This window comes from Streptomyces sp. sk2.1 (assembly GCF_008120935.1).
Classification (GTDB): Bacteria; Actinomycetota; Actinomycetes; order Streptomycetales; family Streptomycetaceae; genus Streptomyces.
This window is the reverse complement of record NZ_RDBO01000083.1, coordinates 45,582-64,829: the sequence shown is the minus strand read 5'-3', so window position 1 is coordinate 64,829 and position 19,248 is coordinate 45,582. Positions and strand designations below refer to the sequence as shown.

Below are 19,248 nucleotides of genomic sequence, written 5' to 3'. Positions count from 1 at the left end.
TCCGGCGCCCGACGCGCGGTTCGGTCACCCGGACGCGTCCGGCGTACGGGGCGCCGGGCGCGTCGAAGTCCGCGCGGTTCGGTCGGCCCGTCGGCGGGTTCGCTCAGCTCTCGTCCGGGCGGGCTTCCGCGCGGGCCGCACCTGCCGCGCCGCCAGCCCTGGAGGCCGACGTTCCGCCGAGGAAAGCGGCCCAGCCCCGCTCGGGTGCCTGGCCGACACCGAGCGTGCCGAGCTTCTCCAGCGTCGCCGGGTCCTGCGCGTCCAGCCAGTCGGCCAGTTGCCGGAAGGACACGCAGCGCACCTCTTCCTTGGTGCAGACGGTCGCGATGGTCTCCTCGACGGCACGCATGTAGGTGCCGCCGTTCCACGACTCGAAGTGGTTGCCGATGATCAGCGGGGCGCGGTTGCCGTCGTAGGAGCGGTCGAAGGCCTGAAGCAGACCGTCGCGCATCTGGTTGCCCCAGTACTCGTGCTGGTCCGGGTCGCCCTGCGTCGTACCGGACTGGTTGAACATGAAGTTGTAGTCCATCGAGAGGGTCTCGAACTCGCGGCCCGGTACGGGGACGAGTTGCATCGACAGGTCCCAGATGCCGTCCTTCTTCTTCGGCCAGACCTGGTTGTTGACCCCGCTGGAGTCGTAGCGGAAGCCCATCGTCCGCGCCGCGGCCACCATGTTCTTCTGCCCTTCCAGGCAAGGGGTGCGGCCGCCGACAAGTTCCTTGTCGTAGTCGAAGGGGAGCGGTTTCTCCTTCTTGAGGCCGGGCACGTTGCTCTTCCAGCTCTTCACGAAGGACTTGGCCTGGCTGATCTCGCTCTTCCACTGCTCGACGGACCAGGTGCCGACGCCGCCCTCCGGGCCGCAGAAGTGGCCGTTGAAGTGGGTGCCGATCTCGTCGCCGTCCTCCCAGGCACCACGCACCTGAGTGACGGTGTTCCGGATTCCCTCGGTGTCGTTGAAGCCGATGTCGGAGCTGCCGACGTTGTGCTTCGGCGGGTCGTAGAGCTCCCGCTTGTCCTCCGGCAGCAGGTACACGCCGCTGAGGAAGTACGTCATGTTCGCGTGGTACTTCTTGCCCACCTCACGGAAGTGCGAGAACAGCTTCTGGCTGTCCTCGCCCGCGCCGTCCCAGGAGAACACCACGAACTGCGGGGGTTTCCGCCCCGGCGCCAGGCGTTCGGGCACGGGCTGCTTCGGCTGACTGCCCGTGAAGGCGGTGGACCCGTCGCCGATGAGCCGGAACATGTTCTTGGGCTGGGCCTCGGGGACCTTCTTCTTCGCCCCGGCGGCCTTCTCCGCTCCTGGGGCGCGCTTCGCGGCTCCCGGGCCGGCGGCACCGACGCCCGGGCCGGAGGAACAGCCGGCCGCTCCCGCGGTCAGCGCAACGACCGTGACCCCCAGGGCGACCCGTCCGGCGGCCCTCGTCGTGGTGGCCTTCCTCGCAGCGACCCTCCTCGTGGCGACCTTCTTCGTGGCGACCATCATCCGCCCACCCTCTTCCTTGCAGGTAATTTGCGCTGAAAGTGCCGACACGGCGCGGCCAAGGTCGCATGTGGCCCATAAAAATCAGTACGACAGGCCATACGAAAAGCTGCTTATTCACCTGAACGGGTGCGTAAATCGTCTATTTGATCCCAACCATGGACATGAATCTTTACTCTCCATTACGATCCGTTTACCGAGAGTTGAGAAATCCCGCCGCTGCACGCCGTGACCCACGGCCGCGTCCCACATTCCGCGACCGCGCTGCCCCGGAGGAGACGGGAACATGTCTGCTTGCGTCCCCACTCGTCATAACCGCACGTCCCGCAGCTCGCGCCCACCGCGCGCCTCGGGAGTCAAACGACCGCACAGCCCGCCGCAACCGCCTGCCAAAAGGCGATTCCGCATCGCGGGCTCCGACCTGTCCGCCTCGATCACTGTCTTCCTTCTCGCCGTCCCCATGTCGCTCGGCCTTGCCGTCGCCATGGACGCCCCGCTCCAGGCCGGGCTCATCTCCGCCGCCATCGGCGGCATCGTCGCCGGACTGCTCGGCGGCACCCCCCTCCAGGTCAGCGGCCCGTCCGCCGGACTGACCGTGGTGACAGCCGAGTTGATCCACCTCTACGGCTGGCGCACCACCTGCGCGATCACCATCGGGGCCGGACTGCTGCAGATCCTGCTGGGTTCGATCCGGGCAGCACGCAGCGCCCTCGCCGTCAGCCCCGCCATCGTGCACGGCACCCTCGCCGGAATCGGTGTGGCCATCGCGCTCGCCCAGTTGCACATCGTGCTCGGCGGCTCGCCGCAGAGCTCAGCAGTGGACAACGCGCTCTCCCTGCCGGACCAGTTGAGTCGCGTCGCCCCCGCCGCTCCGTTGATCGGCGCACTGACCATCGCCGTCCTGGTCCTGTGGCCGAGACTTCCGGGACGGGGCGGCCGAGCGGTACGGAGAATCCCGGCCGCCCTCGCCGCCGTGGCGACCGCCACGACGGTGGCCGCGATCGCCGCCCCCGGGATCGCCCGCGTCGACCTGCCCTCCTGGCGGTCGCACGCCTTCCCGGAGATGCCTCACGGGCCCGTACTGGCCCTGGCCACCGCGGTGTTCACGGTGATGCTGGTGGCCAGCCTGGAGTCGTTGCTCGCCGCGGTCGCCGTGGACAAGCTGTCGGCCGGCCGCGCCGCCGGACGAACGGCCTCCCGGCCCGTCACCGGCTCACCGACGGCGCCCACACCTGCGGAAGCTGTGGCTCCGACTTCGGAACGGGGCGCTTCGCCCGGCTCGACCGGCCTTCCCGTGCCACCCCTCAAACGTTCCGACCTCGACCGCGAACTACGGGCCCAGGGCATCGCCAACATGCTGTCCGGGCTGGTGGGAGGGCTGGCGGTGTCCGGCGGCGCGGTGCGCAGTTCGGCGAATGTGCGCGCCGGGGCCACGGGGCGCGCCTCCACCGTGCTGCACGGGGTCTGGATGCTGCTCGCCACCGTGCTGCTCGTCACCGTGCTGGAGTGGATCCCGCTGGCGGCGCTCGCCGCGCTGGTGATGGTGGTCGGCATCCAGATGGTGAACATCGTCCACATCCGCAATGTCCACAAGCACCGCGAGTTCCTGGTGTACGGGGCGACGATCACCGGTGTCCTGCTCTTCGGGGTGCTCAAGGGAGTGGCGATCGGCATCGCCGTGGCCGTGGCCGTGGCGATGCACCGGTTGGGCCGGACCCGGATCACGGTGACCGACCAAGGCGGACAGCATCTGGTCGTCGTACGGGGACAGTTGACGTTCCTCGCGGTGCCCCGGCTCAGTCGGACGCTCGGCCAACTGCCCCAGGGCGGCGACGCCGTCGTCGAACTGGACGGCTTCTTCATGGACCATGCGGCGTACGAGACGATCCAGGACTGGAGCAACGCCCAGACCGCCCATGGCGGCAGGGTCGTGTTCACCGGGAGGTCCGGGGGCCGGATCGCCGAGCCGGCCTCGGCGGCGCACTCCTGTTGCCGCCCGTGGACACCGTGGCGCAACCATCACTGCCACGACGAGCCCGACCGCATGCCCGCACTCCGCCATGACACCAACGCGTCCTTCGCCGAGGCTCCTTTCGCCGAAGCCCTCTCCGGTTCGGACCCCGTCTCCGTCTCCGCCCTCGGCATCGACGCGGCTCCTGCGCACGATGTCGGCACGGCCTGGAACGCCTCCCCCGGCGATGCGCTCGACAACGCCGCAGGCCCCGTCGACCCCACTGCCCCCGTCGACTTCGTCGGCCCCGTAGCAGCCGATGCCCCGGCAGACCACACCCCGCGCGGCACCCGCAGCCGAACGGCCGATCTGCCCACCGGCTCGCCCACTGTTCCGTACACCGACTCATCCGCCGTTCCGTCCGCCGCCCCGGTGGTCGCTTCAGGCACCTCACGCACCATCACGCCCAGCGCCCCCACCAGTGGCGCACCGACCGGTGGTGCCCCGACCAACGACACCTCGGCCGACGGCACCTCGGCCGACGGCACCTCGGCCGACGGCGCTCCGGTCGGTGGCACGCCGCGCAGAACGGGGGGCGACCGGCTGGTCAGCGGTCTGAGTTCGTTCCAGCGCAACACCGCCCCGTTGGTGCGCGGCGAGCTGGCCCGGCTGGCCCTTGAGGGACAGCGCCCGTCCCAGCTCTTCATCACCTGCGCCGATTCCCGGCTGGTCACCAGCATGATCACGGCGAGCGGCCCGGGGGACCTGTTCACCGTGCGGAACATCGGCAACCTGGTGCCCCTGCCGGGCACCGAGTCGGGGGACGATTCGGTGGGCGCCGCGATCGAGTACGCGGTGGACGTGCTGAAGGTCGAGTCCATCACCGTCTGCGGGCACTCCGGCTGCGGTGCGATGCAAGCCCTCCTCGGCGGCGAACCGGACCGGGACACTCCCCCCACGGCGCTGTGGCGGTGGCTGAGACACGGCCTGCCGAGCCTCCGCAGGATGGCGTCCCGGAATCGCGCCTGGGCCCGGATCTCCGGACGGCTTCCGACCGATGCGCTCGAACAGCTGTGCCTCACCAATGTGGTCCAGCAGTTGGACCATTTGCGGTCCCACGAAGCGGTGGCCCGGCGGCTCGCCGACGGAACGCTCCAGTTGCACGGGATGTACTTCCATGTGGGCGAGGCACAGGCGTATCTGCTGACCGAGGAGGCGAGCAGCGGACTGGCCCTGGACGAGGTCTTCGACCCCGTGGGCCCCGAGGCCACCGACTCCCGCAGACCCGTGTGCTCCACCGCGCCCGTCACCATCCCACCCGTCGCCGCCTCGCCCGCCGCCACATCACCCGCCGCCGTGTCACCCACCGTTCCGGGTGGTCCTTCCGGTACCGGTCCGGGCGCACTGGAACACACCGGCGCCTGAACCGGATTCGTCCCCGGTCCGTGAGACCTTGTGGTCCCGCCTCCGCGCAGCTCCGCGTCGTTCTGTACCGCATGACACCGCAATGCCCGGCTCCGCTCCGCATTGCGCGATCATGCGCCGCATTGCTCGCACCGCACGCGGATGCGGGACGGTCTCCATACACGAGACACAGGTCTAAACCAATTCCCGGCAGACACTTGTCACCCGGCCCCTGGCCTGATGAGCTATGCCCGGGACACAACGGACACCCTGGGAATGGGAGATGTCGTGAGCAACGAAAGCCTGGCCAACCTGCTCAAGGAGGAGCGGCGGTTCGCACCGCCTGCCGATCTGGCCGCCAATGCCAACGTCAAAGCGGAGGCGTACGAGCAGGCCGAAGCGGACCGGCTGGGCTTCTGGGCCGAGCAGGCCCGGCGCCTGACCTGGGCCACGGAGCCGACGGAGACGCTCGACTGGAGCAACCCGCCCTTCGCAAAGTGGTTCGCGGACGGCAAGCTCAACGTCGCGTACAACTGCGTGGACCGTCACGTCGAGGCCGGCAACGGCGACCGGGTCGCCATCCACTTCGAGGGCGAGCCCGGCGACGGCCGCACCATCACCTACGCCCAGCTCAAGGACGAGGTCTCCCGCGCGGCCAACGCGCTCACCGAGCTCGGCGTCGGCAAGGGCGACCGGGTCGCGGTCTACCTGCCGATGATCCCCGAGGCGGCCATCGCGATGCTGGCCTGTGCCCGCATCGGCGCCGCCCACTCGGTGGTCTTCGGCGGCTTCTCCGCCGACGCCATCGCCGCCCGCATCCAGGACGCGGACGCCAAGGTCGTCATCACCGCCGACGGCGGCTACCGGCGCGGCAAGCCGTCCGCGCTCAAGCCCGCCGTGGACGACGCGGTCTCCCGCATCGACGGTGTCGAGCACGTCCTCGTGGTGCGGCGCACCGGCCAGGACACCGCATGGACCGAGGGCCGCGACGTCTGGTGGCACGAGATCACCGCCCGGCAGTCCGCCGAGCACACCCCCGAGGCCTTCGAGGCGGAGCAGCCGCTCTTCATCCTCTACACCTCCGGCACCACGGGTAAGCCGAAGGGCATCCTGCACACCTCCGGCGGCTACCTCACGCAGGCGGCCTACACCCACAGCGCGGTCTTCGACCTCAAGCCGGAGTCCGACGTCTTCTGGTGCACCGCCGACATCGGCTGGGTGACCGGCCACTCGTACATCGTCTACGGCCCGCTGGCCAACGGCGCGACCCAGGTCATGTACGAGGGCACGCCCGACACCCCGCACCAGGGGCGGTTCTGGGAGATCGTGCAGAAGTACGGCGTCACGATCCTCTACACCGCGCCGACCGCGATCCGGACGTTCATGAAGTGGGGCGACGACATCCCCGCCAAGTTCGACCTGAGCAGCCTCCGGGTCCTCGGTTCGGTCGGTGAGCCGATCAACCCCGAGGCGTGGATGTGGTACCGCAAGCACATCGGCGCCGACAAGTGCCCGATCGTGGACACCTGGTGGCAGACCGAGACCGGCGCCATGATGATCGCCCCGCTGCCGGGCGTGACGGCCACCAAGCCGGGCAGCGCCCAGCGCGCCCTGCCCGGGATCTCGGCCACCGTCGTCGACGACGAGGCCAACGAGGTTCCGAACGGCGGGGGCGGCTACCTCGTCCTCACCGAGCCGTGGCCGTCGATGCTCCGCACCATCTGGGGCGACGACCAGCGCTTCATCGACACCTACTGGTCGCGTTTCGAGGGCAAGTACTTCGCGGGCGACGGCGCCAAGAAGGACGAGGACGGCGACATCTGGCTGCTCGGCCGGGTCGACGACGTGATGCTCGTGTCCGGGCACAACATCTCGACCACCGAGGTCGAGTCGGCGCTCGTGTCGCATCCGTCGGTCGCCGAGGCCGCCGTGGTCGGTGCCGCCGACGAGACGACCGGCCAGGCCATCGTCGCCTTCGTGATACTGCGTGGTACGGCCGAGTCCTCCGACGAGCTCGTCGCCGAGCTGCGCAACCACGTCGGGGCCACGCTCGGCCCGATCGCCAAGCCGAAGCGGATCCTGCCCGTCGCCGAGCTGCCGAAGACCCGCTCCGGCAAGATCATGCGGCGCCTGCTGCGCGACGTCGCCGAGAACCGCGAGCTGGGTGACGTGACGACGCTCACCGATTCCTCGGTGATGGATCTCATCCAGAACCAGCTGCCGTCCACCTCCTCCGAGGACTGACGGCGGCAAAGGACCGACGGTGGCGGGGCACTGCCGGCGACAGACGCCCGCATCAGCCTTCACCTGCGGTTTTGTACGTCCCCGAGGGGCGTCCGGCAACGCGCCGGACGCCCCTCGGGCGTCTAGGGTGAAGATCACCGCATAGAGTCCCGCGCGCACCCCGGGTAAAGTGGTTGCTGCGTAAACAGAGCAGAGCGAGCAGGAAAAGCAGAACAGGACGCATAGAGAAACCCCAGGGTGGCCGCACCCTGCGCCGCACCCTGCTCGGCCGCCTGTCCCTGCCCGAGCGGAACTACCTCACGAACGCCCTGCGCACCGAGACCGTCGGCGGCGTCATCCTGCTCGTCGCCGCGATAGCCGCCCTGCTGTGGGCGAACACCTTCGGTTCCAGCTATGAGGCCGTCAGCGACTTCCACTTCGGACCGGCGTCGCTGGGCCTCGATCTCTCCGTGGAGCACTGGGCGGCGGACGGGCTGCTCGCGATCTTCTTCTTCGTCGCGGGCGTCGAACTCAAGCGGGAACTGGTCGCGGGCGAACTGCGCGACCCCAAGGCGGCCGCCCTCCCGGTCGTCGCCGCGCTGTGCGGAATGGCGGTTCCGGCCCTCGTCTACACGCTGGTGAACGTGATCGGCGGGGGCTCGACGGACGGCTGGGCCGTACCCACCGCCACCGACATCGCCTTCGCGCTCGCCGTGCTCGCCGTCATCGGCACCTCGCTGCCGAACGCGCTGCGCGCCTTCCTGCTGACCCTCGCCGTCGTCGACGACCTCTTCGCGATCCTGATCATCGCGGTCTTCTTCACCGAGCAGATCGACTTCCTGGCCCTCGGTGGTGCCTTCGCCGGTCTTGCCGTCTTCTACCTGCTGCTGCGCAAGAACGTGCGCGGCTGGTACATCTACGTACCGCTCGCCCTGGTCATCTGGGGCCTGATGTACAACAGCGGCGTCCACGCCACGATCGCCGGTGTCGCCATGGGCCTGATGCTCCGCTGCACCCGGCGGGAGGGCGAGAGCGAGTCCCCCGGCGAGCACATCGAGCACCTCGTCCGCCCGCTGTCGGCCGGTTTCGCCGTTCCGATGTTCGCGCTCTTCTCGGCCGGGGTCTCCCTCTCCGGCAGCGCGCTGGCGAACGTCTTCGGCCGGCCCGAGACGCTCGGCGTCGTCCTGGGGCTCGTCGTCGGCAAGACACTGGGCATCTTCGGCGGTACGTGGCTGGCCACCCGTTTCACCAAGGCGGAGCTGAACAAGGAGCTGGCCTGGGCGGACGTCTTCGCGGTCGCCTCGCTCGCCGGGATCGGCTTCACCGTCTCGCTGCTCATCGGCGAACTGGCCTTCGCCGGCGACAAGAGCATGATCAACGAGATCAAGGCCGCGGTGCTGATCGGTTCGCTGACGGCCGCGGTGTTCTCCGCCGTACTGCTCAAGCTCCGGGTCCGCAGGTACCGGGCACTGCACGAGGCCGAGGAGCGCGACGAGGACGAGGACGGGGTGCCCGACATCTACGAACAGGGCGACCCGGAGTACCACCTGCGGATGGCCGCGATATACGAGAGGAAGGCGGCCGAACACCGTCACCTTGCCGAACTGGCGGGGGCAGCGCGCAACGAGCCGGACAGTCCGGCATGATCTGACACCAGATGTGTTGAGCAGCAGGACTGGAGAGGGAGTCAGGGATGAGCGACCCCGGCAACAACGCGGGCAGTGCCGACCGCAGTCTCGGACAACTGGTCGCCGCGGCGACGGCCGAGATGTCCGCACTGGTGCACGACGAGATCGCCCTGGCCAAGGCGGAGGTACGGCAGGACGTCAGGCGCGGCGTCGCCGGCAGCATGGCGATCATTATCGCGGGCGTGCTGGTCCTGTTCGCGATCCCGGTGCTGAGTTTCGCGGCGGCGTACGGCATCCACAACCTGGGGCTCGGGCTGGCCTGGTCGTTCCTGATCGTGGGCAGCGCCTTCGTCTTCCTGGGCGTGCTGCTCGCGCTGTTCGCCGTCGCCAAGTTCAAGAAGGTGAAGCCGCCGCAGAAGTCCATCGCCTCGGCGAAGCAGACGGCGGCCGTGCTGCAGGGCGTCAAGCCGCATCCGCGTCATGAGGTCGCGGCGGGGGCGAGCCGCCCGGCCGCCGTCGGCAGCACGCTGGCCGACCGGGCCCTGGAGAAGGCGCCGGTCCAGGACAAGGCGTCCTCTGTGGCACGCTCGTCCACATGACGGTCCCCGATTCCAGCGCATTCGGCCCACTGAGCCCCGTGGGTCCAGTAAGTCCGGAAGATTCAGTCGGCCCGGCGAATACGGTCGGCCGTCCCGGCCCGCACGGTTCTTCCAGCCCGGACGGCTCCTCGGACTCGGGCCCGGATTCGGGCTCGGGCTCCGACTCGGGCCCGGGTACGGGCGGTTCCTCGGCCCCGGCCGGTGCTCCTGCCCCGGAGCCAGGCCCGGAGGGCGTTTCGAGGCCCGCGGGCAGCGGTTCGAGTCTCAGCCCCGGCGGCGGTTCGGCGCCTTCGGGTGGACCGGGCCCGTCCGGATCGTCCCGGCGTCCGGTCTCCCTCTCCTCGTCCGGCGCGGACGCCCCGCCCACCGCTCCCGGCCCGGTCCTGCCCGGTGGCCCCGTGCGGATCGACGGCCCGTGGACCCACCGGGACGTGGCGGCCAACGGCGCCCGCTTCCACATCGCCGAGCTCGGCGAGGGACCGCTGGTGCTTCTGCTGCACGGCTTCCCGCAGTTCTGGTGGACCTGGCGCCACCAGCTCACCGCACTCGCCGACGCCGGTTTCCGTGCCGTCGCGATGGACCTGCGCGGCGTCGGCGGCAGCGACCGCACGCCGCGGGGCTACGACCCCGCCAACCTGGCGCTCGACGTCACCGGCGTGATCCGCTCGCTCGGCGAACCGGACGCGGCGCTGGTCGGCCACGACATGGGCGGCTACCTCGCCTGGACCGCCGCGGTGATGCGGCCGAAACTGGTGCGCCGCCTCGTGGTCTCCTCGATGCCTCACCCGCGTCGCTGGCGCTCCTCGATGCTCTCCGACTTCGCCCAGACCCGGGCGGGTTCGCACATCTGGGGCTTCCAGCGCCCCTGGGTGCCGGAGCGTCAGCTCGTCGCGGACGACGCGGCGTTGGTCGGCCGGCTGATCCACGACTGGGCGGGCCCCCGCACCCCGGAGTTCCCCGACGACGCGACGGTGGACGTCTACCGGCACGCGATGTGCATCCCGTCGACGGCGCACTGTTCGATAGAGCCCTACCGCTGGATGGTGCGCTCCCTGGCCCGTCCGGACGGGATCCAGTTCAACCGCCGGATGAAGCGACCGGTACGGGTGCCCACGCTGCACCTGCACGGTTCACTCGATCCGGCGATCCGGACGCGCAGTGCGGCGGGATCCGGCGAGTATGTCGAGGCGCCGTACCGTTGGCGGCTTTTCGACGGTCTGGGGCACTTCCCCCACGAGGAGGACCCGGTCGGGTTCTCGGCCGAACTCATCAACTGGCTCAAGGATTCCGAGCCCGATCGGTAGCCTTGTGCACACAGTTGTCCGACGGACGGCCAATTGCCCGGCGCATAGGCCAATTGGCTGACGGATGGGCGGTTACCGACCATGAGGCACGGGCAGACGTCCGGGTATGGGCTGGACGCACGACTTCGGTGACGCAGCACGCAACCGCCGCTCGACCGCCACGGCTGGTCCGAGCACTCATGAGGGGGACGGTCCCCGGGGCCGGGTGCACGATATGCATGTTCTGCATGATCCCCGGCTCGGAATCCCGCGCATTCTGCGCCGCAGGGCCCGCTGGGTCTCGGCGCGGTTGCGCCATCCACGCGGATGATCCCCGCCCCGCTCGTCCGGTGACCGTTCACCGGACGAGCGGGGCGGGGCCTCACCGCGAAACTTCACCGCCTGAGCGCCACGCCGCCTGAGCACCTCACCGCTTGAGCACCTCGTCGCTCGGCCACTTCGCCTCGACGTGGCTCCCGCGACGCTGCTTCCGCGGCACCGCTGCCGCGGGACCTCGCCGTGGCGGACGGTTACAGGGCGCACCCCTGGCTGTCGACCTGCTGGTTGGCGGAGCGGCCGCGCTCGATGTCCTGGCGGATCTCGTCGGCCGTCAGCGCGTAACCGGTGTCGGGGTCGTCGAGCGACTTCGCGAAGACGACTCCGTACACCCTGCCGTCGGGCGTCAGCAGGGGCCCGCCGGAGTTGCCCTGACGGACGGTCGCGTAGAGCGAGTACACGTCGCGGCGGACGGTGCCCCGGTGATAGATGTCCGGGCCGTCGGCGTCTATGCGGCCCCGGACGCGCGCGGCCCGGACGTCGTACGAGCCGTTCTCCGGGAAGCCCGCGACGATGGCGTCGTTCCCCGTGCGGGCGTCGCCGTCGTCGCCGGTGAACTTCAGCGGCTTCGCGTCGAGGTCCGGCACGTCGAGCACGGCGATGTCCCGCCGCCAGTCGTACAGGACGACCTTGGCGTCGTACAGCCGGCCCTGGCCGCCGATCTGGACGGTCGGCTCGTCGACGCCGCCGACGACGTGGGCGTTGGTCATCACCCGGCGGTCGGAGAAGACGAAGCCGGTGCCTTCGAGGACCTTGCCGCAGCTCGGGGCCGTGCCGACGACCTTGACGATGGACTTCTTGGCGCGGGCCGCGACGGGGCTGTCCATCAGCGCCGGGTCCGGGGGCCGGACCTCGGTGATCGGCTCGTTGGCGAACGGGCTGAAGACCTGCGGGAAGCCGTTCTGCGCGAGGACGGAGGAGAAGTCCGTGAACCAGGTGGACGCCTGCGCGGGCATCACCCGGGAGACCCCGAGCAGGACCGAGGAGCTGCGGACCTCCTTGCCCAGCGTCGGCAGCGAGGTGCCGGCCAGCGCGGAACCGATCAGCCAGGCGACCAGCAGCATCGCGACGACGTTGACCAGGGCGCCGCCGGTCGCGTCGAGGGCGCGCGCCGGCGACCACGTGATGTGCCGGCGGAGTTTGTTGCCGAGGTGGGTGGTGAACGCCTGCCCCACCGAGGCGCAGACGATCACGATGACGACGGCCACGACGGCCGCCGAGGACGAGACCTCGGAGCCGTCCGTCAGCTGGTCCCACAGGACCGGCAGCAGATAGACGGCGACGAGACCGCCGCCCAGGAACCCGATCACCGACAGGATGCCGACGACGAACCCCTGTCTGTAGCCGATGACCGCGAACCACACGGCGGCGGCCAGCAGCAGGATGTCCAGCACGTTCACCGTCTATAGCCTCGCAGATTCGTCACCGGGCCCATTCCTTCGGCTGGGTCCGGACGGGGCCGGACGGGTCAGCACGGGAGTCAGCCTGTCATGCGCGCCAGTCGAGCGGCACCTGCCTGGCGGTGTCCCAGGGGCGCTCCCAGCCCGCGAAGTGCAGAATCCGGTCGATCACTCCGGCGGTGAAACCCCAGACCAAGGCGGATTCGACCAGAAATGCCGGGCCCCGGTGACCGCTCGGATGGACCGCGGTCGCGCGGTTTGCCGGATCCGTGAGATCCGCCACGGGAACGGTGAAGACCCGGGCCGTCTCACCCGGATCGACGACACCGACCGGGCTCGGCGAGTGCCACCAGCCGAGGACCGGTGTCACGACGAAGCCGCTCACCGGGATGTAGAGCCGGGGCAGCACGCCGAAGAGCTGGACCCCGCGCGGATCGAGGCCGGTCTCCTCCTGTGCCTCCCGCAGCGCGGCTCTGAGCGGCCCCGTCGTCGCCGGGTCGCCGTCCTCCGGGTCCAGGGAGCCGCCCGGGAAGGACGGCTGCCCCGCGTGGGAACGCAGGCTTCCGGACCGCTCCATGAGAAGCAGCTCGGGTCCATGCCCGCCCTCTCCGAAGAGCACGAGCACGGCAGACTGCCGACCGGCCCCGCTCTCGGGCGGCAGGAAGCGGCTGAGCTGGTCGGGCTCGACGGTCCGTGCGGCGTCGGCCACGGGGTCGAGCCAGTCGGGCAGGCCATCGGCCGTGACGGTGACCCCGGTGTCGTGACCGATGCCGTGACCGGCGTCGTGCCCGGCACCGGTCACGGTGGCCGCGGGACCGGTCGTCGTGGCGGCCGCGGGACCGTTCGGGGAACGGTTTCCCGCGGCGGGCGCTGCGGATACGCCGGATTCGGTTGTCGCTTCCTTGCTCTGTTCGTGCGTCCTCATGGGCACCCCTCGTCTCACAACGCCTGTGGTCACTCGTTTCGTTCCGCAGCGGCGCCGTGACGGGCGCCGCGTATCAGTCGGCCCCCGGAGCCGGTGCGGGCCTGCCCGGGTAGTCCGCCGGCGGGCTCAGCCGCTGGCCCGGCTTGCCGCCCATCTCGTACTTCAGCAGCTTCCTGGCCTTCTCCGGGTCGGTCTCGCCCTCCCCGTACGCGGGACAGAGCGGGGCGATCGGACAGGCACCGCAGGCGGGCTTGCGGGCGTGGCAGATGCGACGGCCGTGGAAGATGACTCGGTGCGAGAGCATCGTCCACTCGCTCTTGGGGAAGATCGCGCAGATCTCCGCCTCGACCTTCTCCGGGTCCTCCTGCTCCGTCCACTTCCAACGGCGTACGAGACGTCCGAAATGGGTGTCCACAGTGATTCCCGGAACACCGAAAGCATTGCCCAGGACAACGTTGGCGGTCTTGCGGCCGACGCCCGGAAGCGTGACGAGGTCGGCGAGCCTGCCCGGCACCTCGCCGCCGAAGTCGTCCCGGAGCGCCGCGGAGAGTCCTATCAGCGACTTGGCCTTGGCCCGGAAGAAACCGGTCGGCCGGATGATCTCCTCCAGCTCCTCCGGGACGGCCGCGGCCATGTCCTCGGGGGTGGGGTAGGCGGCAAAGAGCGCGGGAGTGGTCTGGTTGACCCTCAGATCGGTGGTCTGGGCGGACAGCACCGTGGCGACGAGGAGCTCGAAGGGGTTCCTGAAGTCCAGCTCGGGATGGGCGTACGGGTAGAGCTCGGCGAGCTCACGGTTGATCCTGCGGGCACGGCGGACCATCGCCAGGTGCGATTCCGGCTTCCGGCCGACCCTCTTGGCGACGGGTTTCGGCGCCGGCTCCCCCGCAGGGCCCGCCGACTCCTTCCCGGAGCCTTTTGTCGCTTTTCCCGGGCGGATCACGCCCCGTTCCGGACGGTTCACGCCCTGTTCGCCCACAGCGGAATCATGACCTTCCGACACCCCATCAGCCCCCTTGGCCTGCGCTCTCACCGGCGATTTGGACACCCGACCAGCCTAGAGCCACGCACCGGCATCCGCCCCGGTCACCGCACATCCGCCCCCGATCGGCCCCCTGCCGCACGATTCGGCACGCCCGTGCGTCAAACTGGTTTGTGATTGATCGCACTGTTTTACCGTCCGGCATGATGGGGACCACGGTTCCCGGAACAGGCCGACAAGGAGAGAACTCGTGGACGACGTTCTGCGGCGCGCCCCGCTTTTCGCGGCGCTCGATGACGAGCAGGCCGCGGAGCTCCGCGCCTCGATGAGTGAGGTGACCCTCGCACGCGGCGACGCGCTCTTCCACGAGGGCGACCCGGGCGACCGCCTCTACGTGGTCACCGAGGGCAAGGTGAAGCTCCACCGCACCTCCCCCGACGGGCGCGAGAACATGCTGGCGGTCCTCGGCCCCGGCGAGCTGATCGGCGAGCTGTCCCTCTTCGACCCGGGCCCCCGCACCGCCACCGCGACCGCGCTGACCGAGGTCAAGCTCCTCGGCCTCGGGCACGGCGACCTCCAGCCCTGGCTGAACGCCCGCCCCGAGGTGGCCGCGGCCCTGCTGCGCGCCATCGCACGCCGCCTGCGCAAGACCAACGACCAGATGTCCGACCTGGTCTTCTCGGACGTCCCGGGCCGTGTCGCCCGCGCCCTCCTCGACCTGTCGCGCCGCTTCGGCGTCCAGTCGGAGGAAGGCATCCACGTCGTCCACGACCTGACCCAGGAAGAGCTGGCCCAGCTGGTCGGCGCCTCCCGCGAGACGGTCAACAAGGCCCTCGCCGACTTCGCCGGACGCGGCTGGCTGCGCCTGGAGGCGCGCGCCGTGATCCTGCTGGACGTGGAGCGACTGGCGAAGCGGTCCCGCTGACGGACCCTTCCGACCGGCCTTTCCGGCCGGTCCCGCCGAGCACGATGCGGTCCGGCCCGCATCGGACCGGACCGGACGACACCGGGCGGGTCCCGGGCCGCCCCGGGGACGCCGGTCGCGTCAACTCCGTACGTGAGGCCCCGCCGCCCGGCGGGGCCTCACGCCGTCTCGATCAGGCCGTGCTCGCCCAGGTACTCCAGCTGGGCCAGCACCGAGAGCTCCGCGGCGGGCCACAGGGACCGGTCCACGTCCGCGTACACGTGCGCCACCACCTGCGACGCCGTACGGTGCCCGGCCTCGACCGCCGTCTCCACCTGGGCCAGCCGGTGCGCCCGGTGCGCGAGGTAGAACTCGACCGCGCCCTGCGCGTCGTCCAGCACCGGCCCGTGCCCCGGCAGCACCGTGTGCACGCCGTCGTCGACGGTCAGCGAGCGCAGCCGCCGCAGCGAGTCGAGGTAGTCGCCGAGCCGCCCGTCCGGATGCGCGACGACCGTGGTGCCCCGGCCGAGGATCGTGTCGCCCGTCAGCACGGCCCGGTCGGCCGGCAGGTGGAAGGAGAGCGAGTCCGCGGTGTGCCCCGGGGTGGGCACGACCCGCAGCTCCAGCCCTCCGGTGGTGACCACGTCGCCCGCGGTCAGCCCCTCGTCGCCGAGGCGCAGCGCGGGGTCCAGGGCGCGCACCTTCGTCCGGGTCAGTTCCGCGAAGCGCGCCGCGCCCTCCGCGTGGTCGGGGTGCCCGTGGGTGAGGAGGGTGAGCGCGATCCGGCGGCCCGCCCGCCCGGCGGTCTCCATGACGGCCCGCAGGTGTGCGTCGTCCAGCGGGCCCGGGTCGATGACGACCGCGAGATCGGAGTCGGGCTCGGCGACGATCCAGGTGTTGGTGCCGTCCAGCGTCATCGGCGAGGCGTTGGGGGCGAGGACGTTGACGGCACGGGTGGTGGCGGGGCCGGACAGGACCGCGCCGCGCGGCTGTCCGGGCAGCGCTGCCGCATCGCTCATATGGACCCACCCCCCGCACCGGCCTCCGCGCCCGTACCGGAAGCGGAACCGGCTCCCGTGGCGGAACCGGAAGCGGAACCGGCCCCCGTACCGGCGTCGCTTCCGTCCGCCCTGCCCGGGATGTGCTTGGTGAACTCGTCGTGCCCCGGCCAGCTCAGCACCAACTCGTCACCCTCCAGCCTCGCCCGTGCGAGTACGGGGGTGAGGTCCTGGGAGTCCGCCGCCTTCAGGACCTCCGCGACCGTCCCGTACGGCCTCAGCGCCCGCAGCGTCGACACGGTCGGCGGCATCATCAGCAGCTCGCCCCGGTCGTACCCGTCGGCCGCCTCGCCGGGAGCGATCCACACCGTGCGATCGGCCTCCGTGGAGGCGTTGCGGGTGCGCTGGCCCTCGGGGAGCGCGGCGACGAAGAACCAGGTGTCGTAGCGGCGGGGCTCGAACTCGGGGGTGATCCAGCGCGCCCAGGCACCCAGCAGGTCGGAACGCAGCACCAGGCCGCGCCGGTCCAGGAACTCGGCGAAGGACAGCTCCCGGGCGACCAGTGCCTGCCGGTCGGCCTCCCAGTCCGCGCCGGTGATGTCACCGACCACCGTGTCCGCGCCCGGCCCCGCGAGCAGGACGCCCGCCTCCTCGTACGTCTCGCGCACCGCCGCGCAGACGATGGCCTGGGCCTCGGCCCGCGTACCGACGCCGAGCCGGTCGGCCCAGGTGTCCAGCGCGGGTCCGGCCCAGGCGACGAGCCGGTCGTCGTCGCGCGGGTCCACCCCGCCACCCGGATAGGCGTACGCCCCGCCGGCAAAAGCCATGGAGGTGCGGCGGCGCAGCATGTGGACGGCGGGACCGCCCCCGGTGCCGGCGGCGGGGTTCCGGAGCAGCATCACGGTGGCGGCCCGCTTCGGGGTCGCGGCGCTCAGCTCGCCCGCGGCGAGTGCCCTGATCCGGTCGGGCCATTCCGGTGGGTACCACTGACCATTGGACATGGCCGGAGGCTATCCGGAACCGCGCCGATGTTCGAGAGCTGCGCTGATCCACTCCCGGGAAGGCGCCCCCGTACACGGCTGATCCCGCCCGGTCGTCATGACCGGACGGGATCGGCGGAATCAACGGGTCCGGGGCGGGTGACCGGCCGGCGTACGACCGGGGCGTACGGCCCGGCCCCGGCCAGGACATACGGCTCGGCCCCGACCAGGACGTACGAGTCGGGCCCGGCCGAGGACGTGACGTACGGCTCAGGCCCCGGTCAGCTCGACCTGGACCTCGACCTCCACCGGCGCGTCCAGCGGCAGCACCGCGACGCCCACCGCGCTGCGCGCGTGCACGCCCTTGTCGCCCAGCACCTCGCCCAGCAGCTCGCTGGCGCCGTTGATCACGGCGGGCTGCCCGGTGAAGTCGGACGCCGACGCCACGAAGCCCACGACCTTCACGACCCGGGCGATCCGGTCCAGGTCGCCCGCGACGGACTTCACCGCGGCCAGCGCGTTGAGGGCGCAGGTCCGCGCCAGCTCCTTGGCCTCCTCGGGCGTGACCTCCGCCCCGACCTTGCCGGTGACCGGGAGCTTGCCGTCCACCATCGGCAGCTGGCCGGACGTGTACACGTACACCCCCGACTGCACGGCCGGCTGGTACGAGGCCAGCGGCGGAACGACGGCCGGCAGCGTCAGCCCGAGTTCGGCGAGCTTCGCCTCGACTGCGCCCGCCACTACGCCTTCTCCCGCTTCAGGTAGGCCACGAGCTGCTCGGGGTTGTTCGGGCCGGGAACGACCTGGACCAGCTCCCAGCCGTCCTCGCCCCAGGTGTCCAGAATCTGCTTGGTCGCGTGCACGAGAAGGGGCACGGTCGCGTATTCCCACTTGGTCATGGCCCGACTGTAATGCCTGCGTGATTCCCGGCACGCGCAGCCTCGTGCGTAGCCCGCGGTGCGACTGGTTAGGCTCGAATACGTGAGCAGGTTCCAGGTCGTCAGCGGCAAGGGCGGTACCGGTAAGACCACGGTCGCCGCCGCCCTCGCGCTCGCCCTCGCGGCCGAGGGCAGGCGCACCCTCCTCGTGGAGGTCGAGGGCAGGCAGGGCATCGCCCAGCTCTTCGAGACGGAGTCCCTCCCGTACGAGGAGCGCAAGATCGCCGTCGCGCCGGGCGGCGGCGAGGTGTACGCCCTCGCGATCGACGCCGAGCGCGCCCTCCTCGACTACCTCCAGATGTTCTACAAGCTCGGCAGCGCGGGCCGGGCGCTCAAGAAGCTCGGCGCCATCGACTTCGCCACCACGATCGCGCCCGGCGTGCGGGACGTGCTGCTGACCGGCAAGGCGTGCGAGGCCGTCCGCCGCAAGGACAAGCAGAACCGGTACGTCTACGACCACGTGATCATGGACGCCCCGCCCACCGGACGCATCACCCGCTTCCTCAACGTGAACGACGAGGTGGCCGGGCTGGCCCGGATCGGCCCGATACACAATCAGGCCCAGGCCGTGATGCGGGTGCTCAAGTCGCCCGGGACCGCGGTCCATCTGGTGACCCTCCTGGAGGAGATGCCGGTGCAGGAGACCGCGGACGGCATCGCGGAGCTGCGGGCCGCCGGGCTCGGGGTGGGCCGGGTCATCGTGAACATGGTCCGGCCGCACCTGCTGGACGAGGACGCCCTGCGCACCGCCTCGGGCGGCCGCCGCAAGGAGATCGCCAAGGCCCTGACCCGGGCCGGGGTGACGGGTTCCGCGGCACTGGTGCGCCCCCTGGTCGAACAGGCCGCCGAGCACGCCCAGCGGGTCGAGCTGGAGCGCGAGCAGCGCGCGGTGCTCGCGGGCCTGGAACTGCCGGGGTACGAACTCCCGTTGATCGGCGAGGGCATCGACTCGGCCGGTCTCTACGACCTGGCGACCGAACTCCGCAAGCAGGGCGTGGGCGAAGGGGCGGAACAAGGGGTGGGTAGATGACACAGCGCACGGGACCGGACGCGGCCAGGTCCGCGGCCCGGAAGCCGACCACGTCCGCGCCCCGGAAGCCGGCCACGTCCGCGGAGGCCCCCGCCGCCGGCACCGGGGGCGGTCCCGCCGTCCACATGCTGCGCCGCCGCACCTCCATGGCTTTTGCCGGCGGGGCGTACGCCTATCCGGGTGGCGGGGT

General features: G+C 70.9%; 16 protein-coding genes and 1 pseudogene. 9 read left to right on the top strand and 8 right to left on the bottom strand.

Annotation, left to right across the window (positions count from 1 at the left end; genetic code table 11):
- Positions 1-103: 103 nt before the first annotated feature.
- Positions 104-1,480 carry a hypothetical protein gene (locus EAO76_RS37165; protein ID WP_262376100.1) on the bottom strand — a complete coding sequence of 459 codons (1,377 nt, stop codon included), beginning with the start codon at positions 1,478-1,480 and terminating at the stop codon, positions 104-106.
- Between the two features lie 286 nt (positions 1,481-1,766).
- Between EAO76_RS37165 and EAO76_RS37160 the strand changes: the two genes are divergently transcribed.
- The 6 genes from EAO76_RS37160 to EAO76_RS46905 all read left to right on the top strand — a co-directional run bounded on the left by EAO76_RS37160 (position 1,767) and on the right by EAO76_RS46905 (position 10,899).
- On the top strand, positions 1,767-4,856 hold the full coding sequence (locus EAO76_RS37160) for a SulP family inorganic anion transporter (RefSeq protein WP_262376077.1): 3,090 nt from the start codon (positions 1,767-1,769) through the stop codon (positions 4,854-4,856).
- Between the two features lie 255 nt (positions 4,857-5,111).
- Complete coding sequence (acs, locus tag EAO76_RS37155; protein WP_148840637.1) at positions 5,112-7,079, top strand: acetate--CoA ligase; 1,968 nt, start codon at positions 5,112-5,114, stop codon at positions 7,077-7,079.
- Between the two features lie 221 nt (positions 7,080-7,300).
- On the top strand, positions 7,301-8,704 hold the full coding sequence (gene nhaA, locus EAO76_RS37150) for a Na+/H+ antiporter NhaA (protein WP_148840844.1): 1,404 nt from the start codon (positions 7,301-7,303) through the stop codon (positions 8,702-8,704).
- Between the two features lie 47 nt (positions 8,705-8,751).
- Positions 8,752-9,285: a phage holin family protein gene (locus tag EAO76_RS37145; RefSeq protein ID WP_148840636.1), complete on the top strand. Its 534-nt coding sequence runs from the start codon at positions 8,752-8,754 to the stop codon at positions 9,283-9,285.
- Positions 9,286-9,668: 383 nt separating this feature from the next.
- On the top strand, positions 9,669-10,589 hold the full coding sequence (locus EAO76_RS37140) for an alpha/beta fold hydrolase (RefSeq protein ID WP_148840843.1): 921 nt from the start codon (positions 9,669-9,671) through the stop codon (positions 10,587-10,589).
- Between the two features lie 106 nt (positions 10,590-10,695).
- On the top strand, positions 10,696-10,899 hold the full coding sequence (locus EAO76_RS46905; protein ID WP_148840635.1) for a hypothetical protein: 204 nt from the start codon (positions 10,696-10,698) through the stop codon (positions 10,897-10,899).
- Between the two features lie 199 nt (positions 10,900-11,098).
- On the opposite strand, the gene EAO76_RS37130 is transcribed toward EAO76_RS46905, so the two are convergent.
- The 3 genes from EAO76_RS37130 to nth all read right to left on the bottom strand — a co-directional run bounded on the left by EAO76_RS37130 (position 11,099) and on the right by nth (position 14,169).
- Positions 11,099-12,304 (bottom strand): MarP family serine protease, encoded by a 1,206-nt coding sequence (locus EAO76_RS37130; RefSeq protein WP_148840634.1) that lies wholly within the window; start codon positions 12,302-12,304, stop codon positions 11,099-11,101.
- Between the two features lie 88 nt (positions 12,305-12,392).
- Positions 12,393-13,229 carry a CoA pyrophosphatase gene (locus EAO76_RS37125; RefSeq protein ID WP_262376076.1) on the bottom strand — a complete coding sequence of 279 codons (837 nt, stop codon included), beginning with the start codon at positions 13,227-13,229 and terminating at the stop codon, positions 12,393-12,395.
- A 73-nt stretch (positions 13,230-13,302) separates the two neighbouring features.
- The gene (nth, locus tag EAO76_RS37120) at positions 13,303-14,169 is read right to left on the bottom strand and encodes an endonuclease III (protein ID WP_376038983.1); all 867 of its coding nucleotides are present in this window, start codon (positions 14,167-14,169) and stop codon (positions 13,303-13,305) included.
- 289 nt (positions 14,170-14,458) lie between these two features.
- Between nth and EAO76_RS37115 the strand changes: the two genes are divergently transcribed.
- Positions 14,459-15,133 (top strand): Crp/Fnr family transcriptional regulator, encoded by a 675-nt coding sequence (locus EAO76_RS37115; protein ID WP_148840632.1) that lies wholly within the window; start codon positions 14,459-14,461, stop codon positions 15,131-15,133.
- 158 nt (positions 15,134-15,291) lie between these two features.
- Here the strand turns inward: EAO76_RS37115 and EAO76_RS37110 are convergent, their stop codons facing one another.
- From EAO76_RS37110 to EAO76_RS37095, 4 genes are all read right to left on the bottom strand, one after another.
- Complete coding sequence (locus EAO76_RS37110; protein WP_148840631.1) at positions 15,292-16,131, bottom strand: MBL fold metallo-hydrolase; 840 nt, start codon at positions 16,129-16,131, stop codon at positions 15,292-15,294.
- Positions 16,128-17,111: an NUDIX hydrolase gene (locus EAO76_RS37105; protein ID WP_148840630.1), complete on the bottom strand. Its 984-nt coding sequence runs from the start codon at positions 17,109-17,111 to the stop codon at positions 16,128-16,130. The genes EAO76_RS37110 and EAO76_RS37105 overlap by 4 nt, the downstream gene beginning before the upstream one ends.
- Positions 17,112-17,360: 249 nt before the next feature.
- Positions 17,361-17,831 (bottom strand): RidA family protein, encoded by a 471-nt coding sequence (locus tag EAO76_RS37100; protein ID WP_148840629.1) that lies wholly within the window; start codon positions 17,829-17,831, stop codon positions 17,361-17,363.
- On the bottom strand, positions 17,831-17,989 hold the full coding sequence (locus EAO76_RS37095; protein ID WP_003967454.1) for a DUF4177 domain-containing protein: 159 nt from the start codon (positions 17,987-17,989) through the stop codon (positions 17,831-17,833). Before EAO76_RS37095 ends, EAO76_RS37100 begins: the two co-directional genes overlap by 1 nt.
- 82 nt (positions 17,990-18,071) lie before the next feature.
- Between EAO76_RS37095 and EAO76_RS37090 the strand changes: the two genes are divergently transcribed.
- Entirely contained in the window at positions 18,072-19,058 is a 987-nt protein-coding gene (locus tag EAO76_RS37090) for an ArsA-related P-loop ATPase (RefSeq protein WP_148840628.1), read from the top strand.
- Positions 19,055-19,248: pseudogene (locus tag EAO76_RS37085) on the top strand (NUDIX hydrolase); the annotation flags it as partial. The gene EAO76_RS37090 and the pseudogene EAO76_RS37085, both read left to right, overlap by 4 nt.